The following is a 20,413-nucleotide window of genomic DNA, read 5'->3' on the forward strand; positions in this document are numbered from 1 at the left end:
TTAAATATATTCAAATTAAAGAAATATGTCAGCAGTAGGACACGAAGAACACGGTCATCACGATGCTCACGATCACCACGATCATCATCATAAAGAGACCTTCATAACGAAGTACATCTTTAGTATCGATCACAAAATGATCGCTAAGCAGTACCTTATTACGGGTATTATTATGGGAGTAGTAGGAATTGTAATGTCTCTATTATTCCGTATGCAGATTGCATGGCCAGAAGAGTCTTTTACAATTTTTAAAGTTCTTTTAGGTGAAAAATTTGCTCCGGGAGGAGTAATGAAAAATGATATTTATCTGGCACTTGTAACAATACACGGTACTATCATGGTATTCTTCGTATTGACTGCCGGTTTGAGTGGAACTTTCAGTAACCTTCTTATTCCGTTACAGATTGGTGCACGTGATATGGCTTCCGGGTTTATGAACATGATTTCATACTGGTTGTTCTTCTTATCATCAGTTATAATGATCATCTCTCTTTTTGTTGAAGCAGGTCCTGCATCGGCTGGTTGGACAATCTATCCGCCATTGAGTGCGTTACCTCAGGCAATTGGAGGTTCTGGAGCAGGTATGACGCTTTGGTTAGTTTCTATGGCTATTTTCATCGCTTCATCACTAATGGGATCACTTAACTATGTTGTTACTGTAATCAACCTTAGAACAAAAGGTATGTCTATGACAAGACTACCTCTTACTATATGGGCGTTCTTTATTACGGCTGTTATCGGTATCGTATCATTCCCTGTGCTTTTATCTGCTGCTTTACTGCTTATATTTGACAGAAGCTTTGGTACTTCATTCTACCTTTCTGATATCTTCATCTCTGGTGAAGTTCTTCACTACCAGGGTGGTTCTCCGGTATTGTTCGAGCACCTTTTCTGGTTCCTTGGACACCCTGAGGTTTACATCGTAATCCTTCCTGCGATGGGTCTTGTGTCTGAAATTATGGCTTCAAATGCACGTAAACCAATCTTTGGTTACCGTGCGATGATCGCTTCGATACTTGCAATCGCATTCCTTTCGACTATCGTTTGGGGTCACCACATGTTCATCTCTGGTATGAACCCATTCCTTGGTTCGGTATTTACATTTACAACACTACTTATTGCGATTCCATCAGCGGTAAAAGCCTTCAACTGGATTACAACGCTTTGGAGAGGTAACCTGCAGCTTAACCCTGCGATGCTTTTCTCAATAGGTTTCGTTTCTACATTCATCACTGGTGGTCTTACAGGTATCATCCTTGGTGACAGTACACTTGATATTAACGTTCACGATACATACTTCGTTATTGCTCACTTCCACCTTGTAATGGGTATCTCTGCTCTTTACGGTATGTTTGCAGGTATCTACCACTGGTACCCTAAGATGTTCGGAACTATGTTGAACAAAAACCTTGGTTACATCCACTTCTGGGTAACTGCAGTATGTGCTTACGGAGTATTCTTCCCAATGCACTTCATCGGTATGGCTGGTCTTCCAAGACGTTACTATACTAACACTGCATTCCCATTATTTGATGACCTTGCTGACGTTAACGTTCTTATTACAATGTTTGCTATCGTTGGAGCTGCATTCCAGTTGGTGTTCCTTTGGAACTTCTTCTACAGCATCTTCAAAGGTAAGAAAGCACCTCAAAACCCATGGAGATCTACTACGCTTGAATGGACTACTCCGGTTGAGCACATTCACGGTAACTGGCCTGGTGAGATCCCTGAAGTATTCAGATGGCCTTACGACTACAGCAAACCCGGACATGATGAGGATTTCGTTCCGCAGACTGTTCCAATGAAAGAAGGAGAAGAGCAACTACACCACTAGGAGCTCTGTACTATAAAACAAAAAAGAGGATACCAATCGGTATCCTCTTTTTTGTTTTTACATTTTAATAATGATGATTTTGATTTATCTGGATTGTCAGAAATAGAACCATACACTAGTTTTTCTTTCTTTTGCTTGTTTAAATAAGTTCATTATCTCAGTAACTATCGATTTATTCTCGGTGCCAAATTTATTAATGTTTTTACTTAAGACATTGTGCACATTTTCGATATCCTTCATTTCATTTATTCTCCAATCTTCGTAATCATCAATATTTGCATTTCCAACATCATTAATAAATTCAAAAAAAGTAGAATGGTATGAAGAATTGAATTGTTCGTTATCTAATATAACTTGTATTAATTGTTCATCAGTTGCTTCATTATAGTCTAATGCTTTCTCGGCTGATGTATCTTTTGTACAACTATATATCTTTGTTTCATATTATTTTGGTTATTCCTTCGGCTTCGTCAAATAATATACAGGTATACCGGCAAGCATAATCAAAACGCCCCAACCACAGGTACTGGTTCTGTCCTTTAACAAGAAGAAACAAAATGCTGCTGCCAGTATGATATAAATAGCAGGTAGTACCGGATAACCAAAAGCTTTGTATGGCCTGTCTGCATTTGGCATTTTCTTTCTAAGGATAAAGATGCCGTAAATGGTCAGGATATAGAATATCACAACAATGATCATTACAAAATCGAGCAGGTCGCCATATTTTCCGGTAAGGCATAATGCCGATGCCCAAAAACATTGGAACCATAATCCCCAACCAGGTACGCTGGCACTGTTCAGATTGGCTGCTTTCTTAAAGAACAGCCCGTCTTTAGCCATGGTGTAATAAACCCTTGCTCCGGCCATTATCAGTCCGTTGTTGCATCCAAATGTTGATATCATGATCATCACCGCTATGATGTAAGTGCCAATATTTCCAAATATAGGATGTGATGCCGCTACAGCCACACGGTCGGAGGCTGCGAAAGCGATGCTATCGTTTGGTAATACTGCCAGGTACATAATATTGGCAGAGATGTAGATTACAGTTACAATTAGTGTACCCAAAAACAGGCTCATCCCTACATTACGTTGTGGATTTTTTATCTCACCTGAAATAAAGGTAACACCGTTCCATGCATCACTTGAGAAAAGCGAACCCACCATTGATGCAGCGATAGCCGACATGAGTACTGTTCCACCTATAGGTAGCCATGAGTTGGAGTCTTTATCAAAAGATTGTGCATTCCAGGCGTCTGTCCAGTTGGCATCCCAGATATTAGCATCAAAAGCTATAACTAATCCGAAGATCACCAGTCCGAAAAGTGAAGCAATTTTGGTAATGGTTAATATGGTCTGTATCCATTTACCATTTTTCACACCTCGGCTGTTGATATAGGTAAGTATGATTATAGTAGCAATGGATACCAATTGTGCGGCATTGAGTTTAAAGCTTCCTATCTCATATAGAATATTGTGGTCACTAACGGGAGGGTAGAGATACGCTGTAAACTTGGCAAATGCCACTCCTACAGCGGCTATGGTTCCCGTTTGGATTACTGCAAAGAAACTCCATCCGTATAAAAAGGCAATCAGTTTGTTGTATGCTTCTTTGAGATAAACATACTGTCCGCCTGCTTTTGGAAACATGGCACTTAGTTCTCCATAACTAATAGCAGCTATCATTGTCATCAGTCCGGATAATACCCAGATGAACGTTAGCCATCCGGCACTACCCACATTGCGCATCATGTCGGCGCTTACAATAAAGATTCCTGAGCCTATCATTGAACCTACGACAAGCATAGTGCCGTCAAGCAATCCAAGTTCACGCTTTAAATGTGTGTTTTCGTATTGGTTTTCCATAATTTGTGTTTGGTTTGGTTAAAGATATTTAAAATATCTTACGGTTGCCGTTTAAGCCGAATTATTGGTTAACTTGCTTCTAAGAATTGAAAGCTATGAAAAATAATAACGACAATAATTTTAAAGTCAACGAAGAAGTAAAACAATTTGAACTCCACGTACCGGGAGGAATGGCTTTTGTTGAATATTACCGCGAAGGAGAAAAGATATTCCTTACGCATACCGAAACTCCTGAAGCGTTACGTGGCAGAGGTATAGCGGCTCAACTTATTGAGCGTACCCTGCAATGTGCCAAAGACAATGGACTTACCGTGGTTCCGTTATGCTCTTATGTTGCCCATTATGTAAATGAGCACCCGGAATGGATAGATGTTTTATCTGAGGGTTACCAGATGTAATTCGTGCCAAATTCGATTATCTTTGCGATATGAATGAGAATTTAGACCCTACCAATAGTAATTACAATGCAGAAGAACTGGATCTCGAAAAAAAATTGAGACCCCTTTCATTTGACGATTTTACCGGACAGGCACAGGTGCTTGAAAATCTTCAGGTATTTGTTCAGGCGGCCAATATGCGTGGTGATGCGCTTGATCATACCTTATTTCACGGACCTCCCGGACTTGGTAAAACTACTTTGGCAAACATTCTTGCCAATGAGCTTGGTGTGGGAATAAAAATTACTTCGGGTCCGGTTTTGGATAAACCCGGTGACCTTGCAGGTCTTTTAACCAATCTGGATGACAGGGATATCCTTTTTATTGACGAGATTCACCGTCTTAGCCCGGTAGTAGAAGAATACCTTTATTCGGCTATGGAGGATTTCAAGATTGATATTATGATAGAGTCAGGGCCCAATGCCCGTTCGGTGCAGATAGGTCTTAATCCTTTCACATTGGTTGGTGCTACAACGCGTTCAGGTTTGCTTACAGCACCTATGCGTGCGCGTTTCGGAATCCAGAGCCGACTTCAATATTATACTACTGAACTGCTTACTACCATTGTTGAACGTAGTTCAGCTATCTTAAAAATGCCAATTACCATGGAAGCGGCGATTGAGATTGCAGGGCGTAGCCGTGGTACACCGCGTATTGCGAATGCACTTTTGCGTCGTGTGCGTGACTTTGCCCAAATTAAAGGCAATGGAAAGATTGATATTGAAATTGCCCGTTACTCATTGAAGGCACTTCATGTTGATGCACATGGACTTGACGAGATGGACAATAAGATACTGACCACTATTATTGATAAATTCAAAGGTGGGCCGGTAGGACTTTCAACCTTGGCAACTGCTGTATCAGAAAGTGGCGAAACGATTGAAGAAGTGTATGAACCATTCCTGATACAGGAAGGTTTTATTATCAGGACACCAAGAGGAAGGGAAGTTACTGAGAAAGCCTATAAACACCTTGGCAGGACAAATCCCGGAATTCAGGGAGGATTGTTCACATAGGTTTAGAGGTTATAATTATACGTTAAAGCTGTAAGTGTTTCACTTGCAGCTTTTTTAATTTTAATGGGAATTAAATTTAACACCGCTTAGTAGCAACCATTCGGTTTCGTTTTATATATTTGCAACCGAATGATTTCGTGTTTAAATTTAATCAAACAAAAAAACAAATAATTATGAGTAACGAAACCAAAATTGAAAAAGATAAATCCGGGAAAAAACTGATTATGACCCGCAGTTTTGATGCGCCGGTAGAAAAAGTATGGAAAGCGTGGACCGAGGCCGAACTATTGGATAAATGGTGGGCACCGAAACCCTATAGGGCCGAAACTAAATCTTTAGATTTTAAAATAGGCGGAATGTGGTTGTATGCTATGTTAAGTCCAGAAGGAGAAAAACAATGGTGCAGGGGAGATTATACTGCTATCGAAACTGGGAAAAGTTTTGCTTCAACAAGCGGTTTTTGTGATGAGAATGGTAATATGAACGAAGATTTTCCTTTAATGTACTGGAATAACAGATTTGAAGGGGATGGGAACAAAACAAATGCTTACATGGAATTAGCATTTGACAACGAGGAAGATCTTGAAAAGATTGTATCCATGGGCTTCAAAGAAGGCTTCTCTATGGCGCTTTCAAATCTCGACGAGTTGCTGGCTCAGGGATAATCCTAAATTATATGTGCCGCTCCGTTATGGAGCGGTTTTGTTTTATGACTTCTCCTTCTTTGAAGGGGTGCCCGATAGGGCGGGTTAGTTATACAGGAAGTCTTATCTTTGCATTATTCTCTCCCCCTCTCCTTTGGAGAGGGGCTGGGGGTGAGGCCCAATGATAAACAACAAAGAAAAATATACCACATTTATTAAAGCCGAGGCAAAACGCCTCGGTTTCATTTCCTGTGGCATATCGAAAGCCGGGTTTCTTGAAGAGGAAGCACCCCGATTAGAGGCTTGGTTAAAAGCCAACAGGAACGGAAAGATGCAGTATATGGAGAATCATTTTGACAAGCGTCTTGATCCTACATTGCTTGTTGATGATGCTAAAAGTGTTATTTCGTTATTACTGAATTATTATCCAGAACAAACCCAAACGGATAATACCTTTAAAATTTCCAAATATGCTTATGGGCAGGATTATCATTTTGTCATAAAAGAAAAACTGAAAGAGCTGCTACATTCTATACAGGCTGAAATAGGCGAAGTAGGAGGCAGGGCTTTTGTAGATTCGGCACCGGTACTTGATAAGGCATGGGCTGCCAAAAGCGGTCTTGGCTGGATTGGTAAAAATAGCAATCTGTTAAGCAAACAGGTGGGGTCTTTCTTTTTTATTGCTGAACTTATTGTTGATCTGGATTTGGAATATGACCATGCCGTAACGGATCATTGTGGGAAATGTACAGCCTGTATCGATGCCTGTCCTACCCAGGCAATCATTCAACCGTATGTGGTAGATGGCAGCAAATGTATTTCTTACTTTACCATTGAGCTTAAAGATAACCTGCCTATGGAAATGAAAGGTAAGTTTGATGAGTGGGCTTTTGGCTGTGACGTGTGCCAGGATGTTTGTCCGTGGAATCGTTTTTCTAAACCGCACAATGAACCATTGTTCAATCCACATCCAGATTTATTATCACTGACTAAAAAAGACTGGGAAGAGATTACCGAAGATACTTTTAGGGCGGTATTTAAAAATTCGGCAGTAAAGCGAACAAAATTTGAGGGGCTTAAAAGAAATATAGATTTCCTGAAATTATAAATAATCACGAAATGCCATTTAAACATTTATTTAGAGCAAAAGCAATCTGGACTTTAAAAAAGAAAGATGAAAATATAAAGAGCTATAGCCGTAATCATAGCATCACAATTGAAGGTAAATCTAATTTAGAGGTCTCGGCAGCTAAAGCTTTCAAGGGGGATGCGGCATTGTACAATCCTGAAGATATGCTGTTAAGTAGTCTTGTTTCCTGCCATATGATGTCATATTTATATGTGTGTGCTCAGTTTGGCATCGAGGTTTTGTCGTATTCAGATGATGCTGTGGCAACGTTGGAAGTGAATGATGATGGGTCAGGACGATTTACGGAAGTAACGCTGAACCCGAAAGTACTAATTACAAATGCCAACAGGATAGAGGAAGCCTTGCTGCTTCACAAAAAAGCAAACGAACTTTGTTTTATTGCCAACTCCTGTAATTTTCCAGTTTATCATAATCCTGTTTGTGAGGTAAAATAAAAAGTCCGGTTTCTCACCGGACTTTTTACTATATAAGAGATTATTTTTTACTCTCTATCCATTTATTGATTTTTCCTTCAAGCACTTTTAGCGGAAGGCATCCGGCATCCAACACCTGATTGTGGAATTCCTTAATGCTGAATTTAGTGCCAAGTTCTTTTTCGGCTTTAGTGCGTAGCTCACGGATCTTCAGCTGACCTATTTTGTATGATAGAGCCTGTCCCGGTATTGCCATATAACGTTCTACTTCGGCAATGATGCTTTCTTCCGGTTCGGCTTCATTCTCCATAGAGTATTTGATAGCCTGTTCCCTTGTCCAGTCTTTCGTATGAAGGCCTGTATCTATAACAAGACGGAGCGCACGGTGCATCTCAGCGCTAAGCATCCCGAAATATTGATAAGGATCGCTATAAAGACCAAGTTCCTTACCTAGTGATTCAGTGTATAAAGCCCATCCTTCGCCATAAGCGTTGAACCAAATTGTTTTTCTGAAGTCAGGCAGGGTCGTGTTTTCCTGCTGAATGGATATTTGATAGTGATGCCCCGGGATGGCTTCGTGAAGGAAAAGGTCTTCATCGGCATACACATTGTATTTTTTAACGTCAGGTATTGGGACATAGAAAATACCCGGGCGTGTACCATCAAGCGAACCCTGGTTGTATTCGGCACTTGCCGATGCTTCACGGAATGCTTCTGTTCTTCTAACCTCAAAAGGAGTTTTTGGCTTAAGATCAAAAAGTTTTTCAAGATTCGGTTTCATTCTCTCATGAATAGCATTGAAGTTGTCTATTACCTGTTGTGGTTCGGTAAAAGGCATCAGTTCTTTTTTATTACGTACATAGTTGAAGAAATCTTTTAGCGGACCTGTAAAACCAACCTGTGTTTTAACTTTTTCCATTTCTGCCGTAAGGCGGGCTACTTCTTTAAGACCAAGCTGATGGATCTCTTCAGCAGTCATATCGGTAGTTGTATAACGTTTTATCAGGTGATCGTAATATTTCTTCCCATTAGGAATGGCCGATATACCACTTGTTGAACGACTGGCTTTTAGGTAGTCATTACTCACATAATTGTATAATTTATTGAAAGAGGGTATTAGCTTCTGTTTAAGTATGGCTGTGTATTTGTCTGTAAGCTCTTTTTTCTTGGCGTCGGTAAATGATGTAGGGAAAGCTTTTACAGGCGAATAGAAAAGGTGGTTTTGTGTGTCTTCGTTTGCCAGGTCTTTCAATTGAGGGATCATTTTAACCGTAAGTGATCTTGGTAATACGTAGCCCTTGGATACGCCTTCCTTCATTCGTAGCTGCGCGGTAGCAAGCCATTTGTTAAATTTTTCGAGTCTTTCGAGCCAGTTGGTATAATCTTTATAGGTTTTAAAAGGCTGAGCACTTGAACCGCTGGCAAACTGTCCTATGGTAAGAGGTAGTGACGTAAACTGGTTCATCGGTATCAGGTATTCTTTAAAACCCAGTTGTTCGATGTTCATGTCGCATTCCCAAAGCAGTAACTCTTTACTTAGCCTGTCATTTTCTGAAAGGTCGTTATCCGCGTACTTTTTTGCCTCCATAACGTACTTCTCAAAGAAAGCTTTTACCTCATTGTTGTATTCATCCGTAAGGTTATTTGGTAACAGATTATTGTAAATACTGTCGCCTGAAGTGGTTGATTCTATGGGAAAGAGCTTCATTCGTTCTTTATAGTAATTGTCAAGAACTTTTTTAAACTCATTATTATCTTCGGCTGTGGTTTCTTTTTTTGCACACGATTGCAATATTGCCGCCACCGCAAATAGTATTAAGGATATTTTTTTCATAGTTGTGATGCTAAATTTTGTTTAAAGATACATTTTTCACATAAAAAACGATTGCAAAAAGAATCGGCTTAAAAATTTCGCAGTTTCGCCGATAGGGTTACCTTTGTGGATTCCAGAAAAAAGTATTCATAATGAACCAATACAGTAAGAGAAGAGAAGCACTATTATACCACGCTAAACCACATCCTGGTAAAATACAGGTAGTGCCAACAAAACCTTATGCTACACAAAGAGATCTGTCACTGGCCTATTCGCCAGGCGTTGCAGAACCTTGTCTTGAGATTGCTAAAGATGTAAATAACGTTTATAAATATACTGCCAAGGGTAACCTTGTAGCTGTAATTTCTAATGGTACTGCGGTACTTGGCCTTGGAGATATAGGCCCGGAAGCTTCTAAGCCGGTAATGGAAGGTAAAGGACTTCTATTTAAGATTTTTGCCGATATCGACGTGTTTGATATCGAAGTTGATGCTAAGAACATTGACGCTTTTATCGAAACCGTTAAAAATATTGCTCCAACTTTTGGAGGTATCAACCTTGAAGACATCAAAGCTCCGGAGTCTTTTGAAATTGAAAGAAGACTTGTTGAAGAGCTGGATATTCCTGTAATGCACGACGACCAGCACGGTACTGCGATCATTTCATCAGCAGCACTTATTAATGCGGCGGAACTTGCAGGTAAGAATATCAGCGATATTAAACTGGTAGTTTCGGGTGCAGGATCGGCGGCTTTGGCTTGTGCGGATTTATATATACTTCTTGGTGTAAAAGCTGAAAACATCAAAATGTTTGATGTTGACGGCATGTTGGTTACGAGTCGTGAAAACCTGCTTCCTAAGCAGATGAAATATGCTCAGCCGGGTAGCGCTCAAACATTAGCTGAGGCAATTGTAGGAGCTGATATGTTCCTTGGGCTTTCGGTAGGTAATATACTTACTCCTGAAATGCTACTTAGCATGAACAACGATCCAATTGTATTTGCTATGGCAAATCCAATTCCGGAGGTTGATTATAATGTGGCAATAGGTACACGCCCTGATATTATTATGGCAACGGGACGTAGCGACCATCCTAATCAGGTGAATAACGTTTTAGGTTTCCCTTATATATTCAGGGGAGCACTTGATGTTCGTGCTACAAAAATAAATGAAGCTATGAAAATGGCTGCCGTTCATGCACTAGCGGAGCTTGCAAAAGCACCGGTGCCGGAGCAGGTAAACATTGCTTATGGCGAGACAAAACTTAACTTTGGCCGTGATTATATTATTCCAAAACCATTTGACCCAAGGCTTATAGCTGTAGTAGCACCTGCTGTTGCTAAAGCTGCGATGGATAGTGGAGTGGCTAAAAATCCTATTCAGGATTGGGATAAATACACAGAAGAGCTTTTAGAGCGTCTGGGTAATGATAACAAAATGGTAAGATTGCTTACCAACAGGGCAAAAACAGATCCTAAACGAATAGTGTTTGCGGAGGCAGATCACCTGGATGTGCTTAAAGCAGCACAGATAGTTATGGAGGAGGGTATTGGTAAACCAATACTTTTAGGGAACCGCGAAACGATAAACGAGCTGAAGGAAGAAATTGGCTTTGATGCTGAAGTAGCGATTATAGACCCTAAAACAGATGAAGAAGACGAAAGAAGATTGCGTTATGCACAGTCTTACTGGGAAACAAGACAACGCCGTGGCGTGAATCTTCTTGATGCTCAGAAATGGATGAGGGAACGTAACTATTTTGCTGCAATGATGGTTAATGAAGGTGAGGCGGATGCAATGGTTACAGGATATTCAAGAAGTTATCCTTCTACTGTTAAGCCTGTTATGCAGCTTATTGATAGAGCTCCGGGTGTTAGCAGGATCGCAACAACCAATATGATGCTTACCAAACGCGGTCCGATGTTCCTTTCTGATACTGCAATTAACCCTGATCCAACAGCAGAAGATCTTGCAAGAATTGCTATAATGACGGCAAAAACCGTACGTATGTTTGGAATTGAGCCGGTTGTAGCTATGGTATCATTCTCAAACTTTGGTTCATCAACGCATTCAAATGCTGTTAAGGTGAGAAAAGCGGTTGAGATTTTACATAATGAACATCCTGATCTTATTGTTGATGGAGAGATTCAGGCAGATTTTGCACTAAATCCGGATATGCTTAAAGATAAATTCCCGTTCTCTAAACTTGCGGGTAAAAAAGTAAATACACTTGTATTCCCTAATCTTGATGCTGCAAATATTACTTATAAGCTTTTAAAAGAGCTTGATCATGTGGTGTCGATTGGTCCTATTATGATGGGACTTGATAAACCTGCTCACATTTTCCAGCTTGGTGCAAGTGTTGAAGAGATGGTAAATATGGCTGCAGTGGCGGTGGTTGATGCTCAGGAAAAAGAATATCGTCTTAAAATGGCAAACAAATAGTTTTTGGTGCAGGGTTAAAGAATTTTATTATTTTTGGGAACGGCTTAAAAAATATTTATGATAGCACACCTTCAGGGGAGATTAGTAGAAAAAACACCTACCGATGTGGTAATAGACTGTAATGGAGTAGGGTATCAGGTTAATATATCGCTGCATACATTTTCGTTGCTGCCTGATTCAGAAAATATAAAGCTCTATACTTATCTGCAGGTAAAAGAAGATGCCCACACGCTTTTTGGTTTTGCTGAAAAGGCAGAAAGAGAACTTTTTAAGCTGCTTATATCAGTTTCCGGTGTTGGAGCCGGCACTGCCCGTACTATGCTGTCGTCGCTGGATCCCAAACATATTATTCATTCCATAGGCTCGGGCGATGTAGGTACCATTCAGTCGATTAAGGGGATTGGTGCTAAAACAGCCCAAAGGATAATACTCGATTTAAAGGATAAAGTGTTAAAACTATACGATTTAGAGGAAGTTTCCGGTCCGGGTTACAATACAAACAAAGAAGAAGCGTTATCTGCCTTGGAGGTATTGGGCTTTAACAAGAAATTGGCAGAGAAAGTTATTGAGAAGATTGTTAAAGAGAATCCGTCGGCGAGTGTGGAGACAATTATAAAACAAGCATTAAAAAATTTATAATCCTTGAAAACAGATTACTCTAAAGATTTTTGCAGGAACTTAAAATACGCCATTTCCGTAGTATTTTTATTTTTTGGCGTTGCGGTGCAGGCACAGGTAACGGAAGAGGAGGAAGAATCACGCGATACTATAAAGGGATATAATACCGGAAAAGTTGAAATTCCGAATCCTACCAGTATAGTAGAGGCATATACCTATGACCCTGTTACAAACAAGTATATCTTTACTAAGAAGTTTGACGGATTTAATATAAATTATCCCATAATACTAACTCCCGAACAGTATCAGGAATTGGTGTTAAGGGAATCGATGCGTACCTATTTTCAGGAAAAATCCAATGCGATGGATGGAAAAGGTACTGAAGAACAGCAAAAGAATCTTTTGCCGCGTTATTATGTGAATTCAAGCTTTTTCGAAACTATATTTGGTAGTAATACTATTGATATTAAACCTCAGGGATCGGTTGAGCTAGACTTGGGAGTTCGTTATACCAAACAGGATAACCCTGCAATATCACCGCGAAACCGAAAAACCCTTACCTTCGACTTTGATCAGCGAATTTCCATGAGCCTTCAGGGAAAAGTAGGTACAAGGCTTAATGTAACCGCAAACTATGATACGGAATCTACCTTTGCTTTCCAGAACCTTATAAAGCTTGAATATACTCCTACAGAGGATGATATCATTCAGAAGATCGAGGTGGGTAACGTGAGTTTCCCACTTTCCAACTCACTGGTTAGAGGGGCGCAAAGCCTTTTTGGTGTTAAGATGGCCCTTCAGTTTGGTAAAACAACTGTAACGGGTATCTTCTCGGAACAAAAATCGCAAACCAAAACAGTTACCGCACAGGGAGGTGGAACCATTCAGGATTTCCAGATGTTTGCGCTCGACTATGATGCTGATAAACACTTTTTCCTTTCACAATACTTCAGGAACAATTACGACTATGCGTTAAGACAGTATCCGCAAATTTACAGCAGGGTGCAAATTACCCGTATTGAGGTTTGGGTAACCAACAGGCAAAACAGGATAAACGCCACAGAAAATAACTCAAGGAATATCATTGCGCTTCAGGATTTGGGTGAAAGCCGAATGAACAGACCTAATACCAATACTGAAGTTACTGCAGAAACCGTTGGGGTTTTTACGAGTACTACGGATGAATTCTTTAACGCGGTTAATGGTAGCAAGTTTGATTTGTTTCCGGATAACGAAAATAATAAGCTGGATCCCGAAAAGATTGGGACCGCTGAAGGCTGGCTTAGGTCTTCGATAAGAGAAATTGTAACAGTGGATGGTAATAGTTTTGATCCTCAGTTAGGGCCGATTTCTGAAGGAAGGGATTATTCTAAACTTGAGAATGCAAGAAAGCTTACCACAAGTGAATATAAATACCACCCACAATTAGGTTATATTTCCTTAAATCAAAAACTGAATAACGACGAGGTGCTTGCTGTTGCTTACCAGTATACGGTAGGCGATAAGGTGTATCAGGTGGGTGAATTTGGTACTGATGGTGTTGCGGCTACCGATGTAACTCCGGGCGCAACTCCGGAAGCATCACCTGTACCAAGCACGAAGAGTTTGATGCTTAAGATGCTTAAAAGTAATCTGGTAAATACTTCTGAGCCGGTATGGGATTTGATGATGAAAAACATCTATATGATCCCGGGCGCTTTCCAGCTGGCACAGGAAGATTTCAGGATGAATATCTTGTATACCGATCCATCTCCGTTAAACTATATAACACCGGCTGATGATCAGTCGCCATTACCCGAGCAAAACATATCTACTCCTGAAGATGAAGCCGTTGCTAATACCCCACTTTTACGTGTATTTAACGTAGACAGGCTGAACTATACCAATGACCCTCAGGTTGATGGTGATGGTTTCTTTGACTTTGTACCCGGTCTTACGGTTGATACCGATAACGGGCGCATTATCTTTACGACCGTTGAGCCTTTTGGTGAGCATTTATACTATAAGTTAGACCCAACGGCACCGGATTATAATATCACACCGGAAACCAGTTATGTAAATAACAACCAGAAAAAATACGTATTCCGAAAACTATATAAGAGTACTCAGGCGGATGCATTACAGGATAGTCAAAAGAATAAGTTTCAGTTGAGAGGGCGATTCAAATCGACCGGAGGAGACGGTATTCCTATTGGTGCATTTAACGTACCTCAGGGTTCGGTTGTGGTTACAGCCGGAGGAAGGGTACTTGTAGAAGGTGTTGATTATACGGTGAACTACCAGTTGGGTAGGGTACAGATATTAGATCCTTCACTTCAGGCATCAAATACGCCTATTGAGGTGTCTGTTGAGAATAACTCTGTATTTGGTCAACAAACAAGGCGTTTTGCCGGATTTAATATCGAGCATAAATTCAACGATAAGTTCTTGATTGGCGGTACTTTACTGAATATGTCAGAAAGGCCGTTTACCAATAAAACAAACTACGGTCAGGAGTCTGTAAATAATACCATCTTTGGGTTTAATGTAAATTATGCTACAGAGGTGCCATTCTTTACCCGTTTGGTAAATAAACTTCCAAATCTTGATACCGATGTACCTTCTAACTTCTCGTTCAGAGGTGAGGTGGCTTATCTTAAGCCCGGAGCCTCTAAAGCTGACCGATTTAATGGTGAAGCAACTACTTATGTTGAGGATTTTGAGGGTTCACAAACCAATATAGATATGCGTTCTGCGCTTGGATGGACGCTTTCGAGTTCTCCGGCGGCTTTTGGAGACGGGCCTGAACAGCCTATTCCGGCTAATGATCTTTCTTACGGTTATAAAAGAGCAAAGCTCGCATGGTATAGTATCGATCCTGTATTCTATGCTCAGGGAGCGGGAGGAGCAGATGTTCCGCCGGAAGATATTTCGTCAAACCGTACGCGAAGAATTTATTATCAGGAGCTTTATCCGGTTACCGATGTGGCTCCGGGGCAAAGCCTTGTAGTAAATACACTAGACCTTAGCTATTATCCGCAGGAAAGGGGGCCTTATAACTTTAATCCAACGCTTCCTGCTAATGGATTCCGATTTACTGAAACGGAAGCAACAGATAACTGGGCAGGTATTATGCGTGCCATTAACTCAACAAACTTTGAGCAGACCAATGTGGAGTACATCCAGTTTTGGGTAATGGATCCATATTCAGTTGATGGTGGAGACGGAATCGATCCGAACAATACGGGTGTTCTTGAAATAAACCTTGGTGAAATTTCGGAGGATATACTGAAAGATAACAGAAAACAATATGAAAATGGACTACCTGAGGCAGGGGGTAACCAGCCGGTATTCTCATCTGTATGGGGAGATGTCCCGGTATCGCAATCGCTTATCTATGCCTTTGATACCAATACGGCTAATCGTGATGTTCAGGATGTAGGATTTGATGGGCTTACAGATAGTGAAGAAGCAGCTAAATATCCGGAATTTGCACAACTGGAAGACCCTTCCGGTGATAATTATCGTTTTTATCTTGCCGCTTCAGGGAATGTATTAGAAAAATATAAAGATTATAACGGTACTCAGGGTAACTCTCCTGTAGATATAAGCAGTAATAACAGAGGTTCTACGACACTGCCGGATACTGAAGATATCAACAGGGATAATACCATGAATACTATTGATTCGTACTATCGTTACCGAATTCCAATTACTCCCGGACAAATGCCGGGTGAAGGCTATCTGGTGGATACAAGAAATTTTGATCGCGATACACCTGGAGGTGATAAAGCTAAAGGGCGATGGTTATTGTATAAAATACCTGTTGACGCCGGAGATCCTATTGGTGGTATTGAGAGTGTGCGTTCTATTCGTTTCATGAGGATGTTAATGACCGGCTTTAGAGACGAGGTTACCCTTCGTTTTGCGGCTCTTGACCTTGTTAGAGGTGAATGGAGGAGATATACAAGTACATTGCAGGCGGGTGATGCAGATCCTACTGATGACCGTACAGGTTTTGATGTTGTGGCGCTTAACGTTCAGGAAAATGGTTCACGTTCGCCAATACCTTATGTTTCGCCTCCGGGAGTGAGAAGAGAGCAATTGTATACCAATAATGCTGTAATCAATCAAAATGAACAGGCTCTGTCGTTAAGAGTGTATCCTGATCCTACAGGAGGTTCAGACGATGGCCTTCAGTCGGGTGATTCACGTGCTGTATTCAAAAACGTGAATATTGATATGCGTCAGTTTAAAAAGCTAAGAATGTTCCTTCATGCTGAGGCTTTGCCGGCTGATGATGGTACTTCAAGGGCATTGCAGCCATATCAGATGAAAGGTTTTATGCGTTTTGGTAATGACTTTACAGATAACTTCTACGAAGTACAAATGGAGTTGGAGGTTACACCACAAACTGCAAGAATTCCGGAAGATATTTGGCCTGAGAATAACGAAATGCTGGTTACTCTGGATGCGTTGACCAAGCTTAAGGTTCGAAAACTAAATGGGGATGTTCCTCAGCCAGACGCAAATGGCGTAGTATATGTACCAGCTCAGGAACTTGACCCTTCATTGAGTCCGCATATGTGGATTGGTATTCGGGGTAATCCTAATTTTGGTAACATTAGAACTTTAATGTTAGGGGTTCGAAACGATACATCTCAAAATTTAAGAGGAGAGGTATGGTTTAATGAGCTTCGCCTTTCGGATATGGATAACAAGGGTGGTATGGCTGCTGTGGCAAGTATGGATACCAACTTTGCAGATTTTGCAACAGTATCTGCAACAGGTCGAATGAGTACTATCGGTTTTGGTACTATTGAGCAAAGTCCTAATGAGCGTAGCAGGGAAGATACTAAGCAATATGATATCGTAACCAATGTTAACCTTGGTAAGATGCTTCCTAAGAAATGGGGAATTAACCTGCCGTTTAACTATGGAGTAGGCGAAGAGATCATTACGCCTGAATACGATCCGTTTCAGCAGGATGTTAAGCTTGAACAGATGATTGATAATACGAATGATCAGGCAGAGAAAGATAACCTGCGTGAGAGGGCTATTGATTATACCAAGCGTAAAAGCATCAACTTTATAGGAGTTAAAAAGGATAGGGCCCCTGAACAGAAACAACATGTTTATGATCCGGAAAACTTAACCTTTAATTATTCGTTTAACCAAACGAATCACCATGATTATGAGATTGAGAACTTGCTCGATCAGCAGCTGAAAACCGGGGTAGATTACAATTTTGCATTTAAGCCTAAAGCTATAGAACCGCTTAAGAACAATGCTTATATGAAGAAAAGCCAGTACTGGAAAATACTGCAGGATTTTAATTTTAATTACCTTCCTAACAATATTACCTTCAGTACTAATATCATGAGGCAGTTTAACAGGCAGGAGTTCAGGAATGTTGATGTTGACGGTATTCCGATTAGTCCATTGTACAGAAGGAATTATTTCTTTGAGTACAGATACGGCTTTAATTATAATATAACAAGATCGCTTAAGCTTAATTATACAGTAGCTACGAGTAACATTGTAAGGAATTATCTCGATCAGCGAGGGGCTCCAATGGAAGGATATAATATCTGGAGTGACTTCTGGGATATGGGTGAAACAAATCAGCACGATCAGAGTTATTTACTGAACTACGATTTACCGATTAATAAAATACCTGCATTAAGTTTTGTTAAGGCTACTTATTCGTATGGTGGATCGTATGGGTGGTTGCGTTCTAATGACGCGTTGGCAACAGCTTATGTTGGTAATTTACAGTATGATTTGGGTAATACTGTCCAGAATAAAAACATGCAAAAGCTGAATACGACACTGAATTTAGATCAGTTATATAAGTATGTTGGTCTTACCGGTAAAAAGAAACCAGTAAACGGAGCAGCTCCTAAAGTAGCACCAAAACCTGGTGAAAAAATTACTGCTGCACCTAAACCGGCAACAGATGGAAATCCATTTGTTAATGGATTGATCGGGGTACTTACCAGTGTGAAGAATATTCAGGTGAATTATACAGAAACGAATGGAACTGTGCTTCCGGGGTATCTTCCGGGTATAGGTTTCTTTGGAACAAGTAAACCTACACTTGATTTTATTTTTGGTAGTCAGGATGATGATGTGCGTATGATTGCTGCCCGAAACGGCTATCTGACAATGTATCCGGAATACAATCAGAATTTTACGCAGGTTAATACTAAAGAGCTTGATCTTACTGCAAGGGTAGATTTATTTCCTGATTTTACTATTGATCTTACTGCAAACAGGGATTATGCTAATAATTACTCGGAGCAATATGATGTTAGTATTAATAATGATGGGGTGTTAGATTATAACTCAAGGTCTCCATATACATTTGGTAATTTCCAGATGTCGACCATACTTATAGGTACAGCATTCAGTAAGAGTGATGTAAATGGTTCGGACGCCTTTAACCAGATGAGGGAGAACAGGCTTGTAATTGCTAACAGGCTTGCTACACAACATTATGGTACTACAAGCTTCCCTGTTTATACAGATAACCCAACTGATAGTGATTTCTCTAAGGCGAATGCAGGTTATCCTGTAGGTTTTGGACGAAACAGCCAGGCGGTGTTGCTTCCTGCATTTATGGCGGCTTACTCTGGTCAGGATGCTTCTAAAGTTTCAACGGGTTTCCTTAGGGATGTTCCTCTTCCTAACTGGATTGTTAAATATACCGGCCTGATGCGTTATAAGTTTTTCAAAGATAAGTTTAAGCGTTTTTCATTACAGCATGGTTACAAAGCAACATACAGTGTTAATGCTTACCGCTCGAATTTTGATTATGGTGTGGACGAAGCTACTGGAGATATTGCTCGTGATAATAACGGAGAGGGTAACTTCTACAACAAGAATATTATTTCGAATATTAACCTTATGGAGCAGTTTAATCCGCTTATCCGTGTTGATTTTGAAATGAAGAATTCAGTTAAGATCCTTGCTGAAATACGCAAAGACAGATCGCTTAACATGAGCTTTGATAACAACCTTCTTACAGAGGTGAAAGGAAATGAATATATTATAGGTTTAGGTTATCGTATTAAAGATGTTATAATTAATTCCAGTCTTGCGGATAACCCTACCAATACTATTAAGAGTGATATTAATATCAAGACCGATTTCTCTTTAAGAAAGAACGAAACTATTGTTCGTTACCTGGATTATGACAACAACCAACTGGGTGGTGGACAAAATATCTGGTCTATTAAGCTTACAGCGGATTATGCATTCAGTAAAAACCTGACTGCCATATTCTATTACGATCATTCGTTCTCTAAAGCTGTTATATCAACATCATATCCGTTAACGAATATCCGTACCGGATTTACGCTGAGATATAATTTCGGAAATTAATAGAAAAACATTTTACATTTATTTTTATAAAACATACATTTGCCAAAAACAAACTAAGATGAATATTCCAGCAAACTTAAAGTACACTAAAGACCACGAGTGGGTAAAAATTGAAGGTGATATCGCTACTGTAGGAATTACAGATTTCGCTCAGAAAGAGCTTGGTGATATTGTATATGTTGAAGTTGATACTCTTGATCAGACTCTTGATAAAGACGAGGTTTTTGGTACAGTAGAGGCTGTTAAAACAGTATCTGACCTTTTCCTTCCACTTTCTGGTGAGATTATTGAATTCAATGATTCTCTTGAAACTACTCCTGAGAAAGTAAATACTGATCCTTACGGTGACGGATGGATGGTTAAAGTGAAAATCGCTAACCCGTCTGAGGAGAGCGAACTATTGAGCAGCGAACAATACAAAGAGCTGATAGGTGCCTAATAGGTTTGTACTGGCCACTATTGTATGGGTTCTGTTTATAACCTATATGTGTCTGGTCAGTGCTTCTAAAATTCCTACTGCTGCCTGGTTTGTTATACCTCATAAAGATAAGGTTGTACATTTTGTTTTTTATTTTGTATTAACCTTGTTGCTTTACAAAGACTTTAAATTAAAGTGGGGTGTATTGAAGAAGTCGTTTGCGTTTGCTTTTATCACAGCGGTAAGTTATGGTGTTTTGATCGAGATATGCCAATGGCTGTTTACATCAGGACGTAATGCTGAGATTTTAGATGTAATTGCCAATACTTCAGGGAGTGCTTTTGGAATTTTAATATTATGGCTTCGTCAGAAGTTGAAAAAATAGATTATGATCC

The 20,413-nt window shown here is 40.1% G+C and carries 13 protein-coding genes; 11 read left to right on the forward strand and 2 right to left on the reverse strand.

The window, feature by feature from the left end; all coding sequences use genetic code 11:
* The first annotated feature begins 25 nt into the window (after nucleotides 1–25).
* Complete coding sequence (locus DEU42_RS00560; protein WP_114756331.1) at nucleotides 26–1,834, forward strand: cbb3-type cytochrome c oxidase subunit I; 1,809 nt, start codon at nucleotides 26–28, stop codon at nucleotides 1,832–1,834.
* A 453-nt stretch (nucleotides 1,835–2,287) separates the two neighbouring features.
* Here DEU42_RS00560 and DEU42_RS00565 read toward each other — a convergent pair whose 3' ends face one another.
* On the reverse strand, nucleotides 2,288–3,703 hold the full coding sequence (locus DEU42_RS00565) for an APC family permease (RefSeq protein ID WP_410501015.1): 1,416 nt from the start codon (nucleotides 3,701–3,703) through the stop codon (nucleotides 2,288–2,290).
* 92 nt (nucleotides 3,704–3,795) lie between these two features.
* Here DEU42_RS00565 and DEU42_RS00570 point away from each other — a divergent pair, with 92 nt between their 5' ends.
* The 5 genes from DEU42_RS00570 to DEU42_RS00590 all read left to right on the forward strand — a co-directional run bounded on the left by DEU42_RS00570 (nucleotide 3,796) and on the right by DEU42_RS00590 (nucleotide 7,381).
* Nucleotides 3,796–4,098 carry a GNAT family N-acetyltransferase gene (locus DEU42_RS00570; RefSeq protein WP_114756333.1) on the forward strand — a complete coding sequence of 101 codons (303 nt, stop codon included), beginning with the start codon at nucleotides 3,796–3,798 and terminating at the stop codon, nucleotides 4,096–4,098.
* A 29-nt stretch (nucleotides 4,099–4,127) separates the two neighbouring features.
* Nucleotides 4,128–5,153 carry a Holliday junction branch migration DNA helicase RuvB gene (gene ruvB, locus DEU42_RS00575; RefSeq protein ID WP_114756334.1) on the forward strand — a complete coding sequence of 342 codons (1,026 nt, stop codon included), beginning with the start codon at nucleotides 4,128–4,130 and terminating at the stop codon, nucleotides 5,151–5,153.
* A gap of 173 nt (nucleotides 5,154–5,326) precedes the next feature.
* Nucleotides 5,327–5,818 (forward strand): SRPBCC domain-containing protein, encoded by a 492-nt coding sequence (locus DEU42_RS00580; protein ID WP_114756599.1) that lies wholly within the window; start codon nucleotides 5,327–5,329, stop codon nucleotides 5,816–5,818.
* Nucleotides 5,819–5,978: 160 nt separating this feature from the next.
* A complete protein-coding gene (gene queG, locus DEU42_RS00585) occupies nucleotides 5,979–6,905 on the forward strand; it encodes a tRNA epoxyqueuosine(34) reductase QueG (RefSeq protein WP_114756335.1) in 927 nt (308 codons plus the stop codon).
* A gap of 11 nt (nucleotides 6,906–6,916) precedes the next feature.
* Nucleotides 6,917–7,381, forward strand: a complete 465-nt coding sequence (locus DEU42_RS00590; RefSeq protein ID WP_114756336.1) for an OsmC family protein — start codon at nucleotides 6,917–6,919, stop codon at nucleotides 7,379–7,381.
* Nucleotides 7,382–7,421: 40 nt separating this feature from the next.
* Here the strand turns inward: DEU42_RS00590 and DEU42_RS00595 are convergent, their stop codons facing one another.
* Entirely contained in the window at nucleotides 7,422–9,194 is a 1,773-nt protein-coding gene (locus DEU42_RS00595) for a DUF885 domain-containing protein (protein WP_114756337.1), read from the reverse strand.
* Between the two features lie 131 nt (nucleotides 9,195–9,325).
* On the opposite strand from DEU42_RS00595, the gene DEU42_RS00600 reads away from it, so the two are divergent.
* From DEU42_RS00600 to DEU42_RS00620, 5 genes are read left to right on the forward strand one after another with little or no spacing between them, the layout of a single operon-like run.
* Nucleotides 9,326–11,617, forward strand: coding sequence for an NADP-dependent malic enzyme (locus DEU42_RS00600; RefSeq protein ID WP_114756338.1), 2,292 nt, complete (start codon nucleotides 9,326–9,328; stop codon nucleotides 11,615–11,617).
* 57 nt (nucleotides 11,618–11,674) lie between these two features.
* Nucleotides 11,675–12,256, forward strand: a complete 582-nt coding sequence (gene ruvA, locus DEU42_RS00605) for a Holliday junction branch migration protein RuvA (protein ID WP_114756339.1) — start codon at nucleotides 11,675–11,677, stop codon at nucleotides 12,254–12,256.
* A 3-nt stretch (nucleotides 12,257–12,259) separates the two neighbouring features.
* Nucleotides 12,260–19,600, forward strand: a complete 7,341-nt coding sequence (gene sprA / locus DEU42_RS00610) for a cell surface protein SprA (protein ID WP_114756340.1) — start codon at nucleotides 12,260–12,262, stop codon at nucleotides 19,598–19,600.
* 58 nt (nucleotides 19,601–19,658) lie between these two features.
* Nucleotides 19,659–20,039: a glycine cleavage system protein GcvH gene (gcvH, locus tag DEU42_RS00615; protein ID WP_114756341.1), complete on the forward strand. Its 381-nt coding sequence runs from the start codon at nucleotides 19,659–19,661 to the stop codon at nucleotides 20,037–20,039.
* The gene (locus DEU42_RS00620; RefSeq protein WP_147278029.1) at nucleotides 20,032–20,403 is read left to right on the forward strand and encodes a VanZ family protein; all 372 of its coding nucleotides are present in this window, start codon (nucleotides 20,032–20,034) and stop codon (nucleotides 20,401–20,403) included. Before gcvH ends, DEU42_RS00620 begins: the two co-directional genes overlap by 8 nt.
* Nucleotides 20,404–20,413 lie beyond the last annotated feature (10 nt).

This window comes from Flavobacterium sp. AG291 (assembly GCF_003350375.1).
In the GTDB taxonomy this organism is placed as follows: domain Bacteria; phylum Bacteroidota; class Bacteroidia; order Flavobacteriales; family Flavobacteriaceae; genus Flavobacterium; species Flavobacterium suzhouense.

Bases quoted from the DNA above. Each gene is read 5' to 3' on its own strand.
- DEU42_RS00590 (WP_114756336.1), top strand. From the start codon at position 6,917: ATGCCATTTAAACATTTATTTAGAGCAAAAGCAATCTGGACTTTAAAA.
- DEU42_RS00580 (WP_114756599.1), top strand. From the start codon at position 5,327: ATGAGTAACGAAACCAAAATTGAAAAAGATAAATCCGGGAAAAAACTG.
- DEU42_RS00570 (WP_114756333.1), top strand. From the start codon at position 3,796: ATGAAAAATAATAACGACAATAATTTTAAAGTCAACGAAGAAGTAAAA.
- ruvA (WP_114756339.1), top strand. From the start codon at position 11,675: ATGATAGCACACCTTCAGGGGAGATTAGTAGAAAAAACACCTACCGAT.
- DEU42_RS00600 (WP_114756338.1), top strand. From the start codon at position 9,326: ATGAACCAATACAGTAAGAGAAGAGAAGCACTATTATACCACGCTAAA.
- gcvH (WP_114756341.1), top strand. From the start codon at position 19,659: ATGAATATTCCAGCAAACTTAAAGTACACTAAAGACCACGAGTGGGTA.
- DEU42_RS00560 (WP_114756331.1), top strand. From the start codon at position 26: ATGTCAGCAGTAGGACACGAAGAACACGGTCATCACGATGCTCACGAT.
- DEU42_RS00595 (WP_114756337.1), bottom strand. From the start codon at position 9,194: ATGAAAAAAATATCCTTAATACTATTTGCGGTGGCGGCAATATTGCAA.
- queG (WP_114756335.1), top strand. From the start codon at position 5,979: ATGATAAACAACAAAGAAAAATATACCACATTTATTAAAGCCGAGGCA.
- ruvB (WP_114756334.1), top strand. From the start codon at position 4,128: ATGAATGAGAATTTAGACCCTACCAATAGTAATTACAATGCAGAAGAA.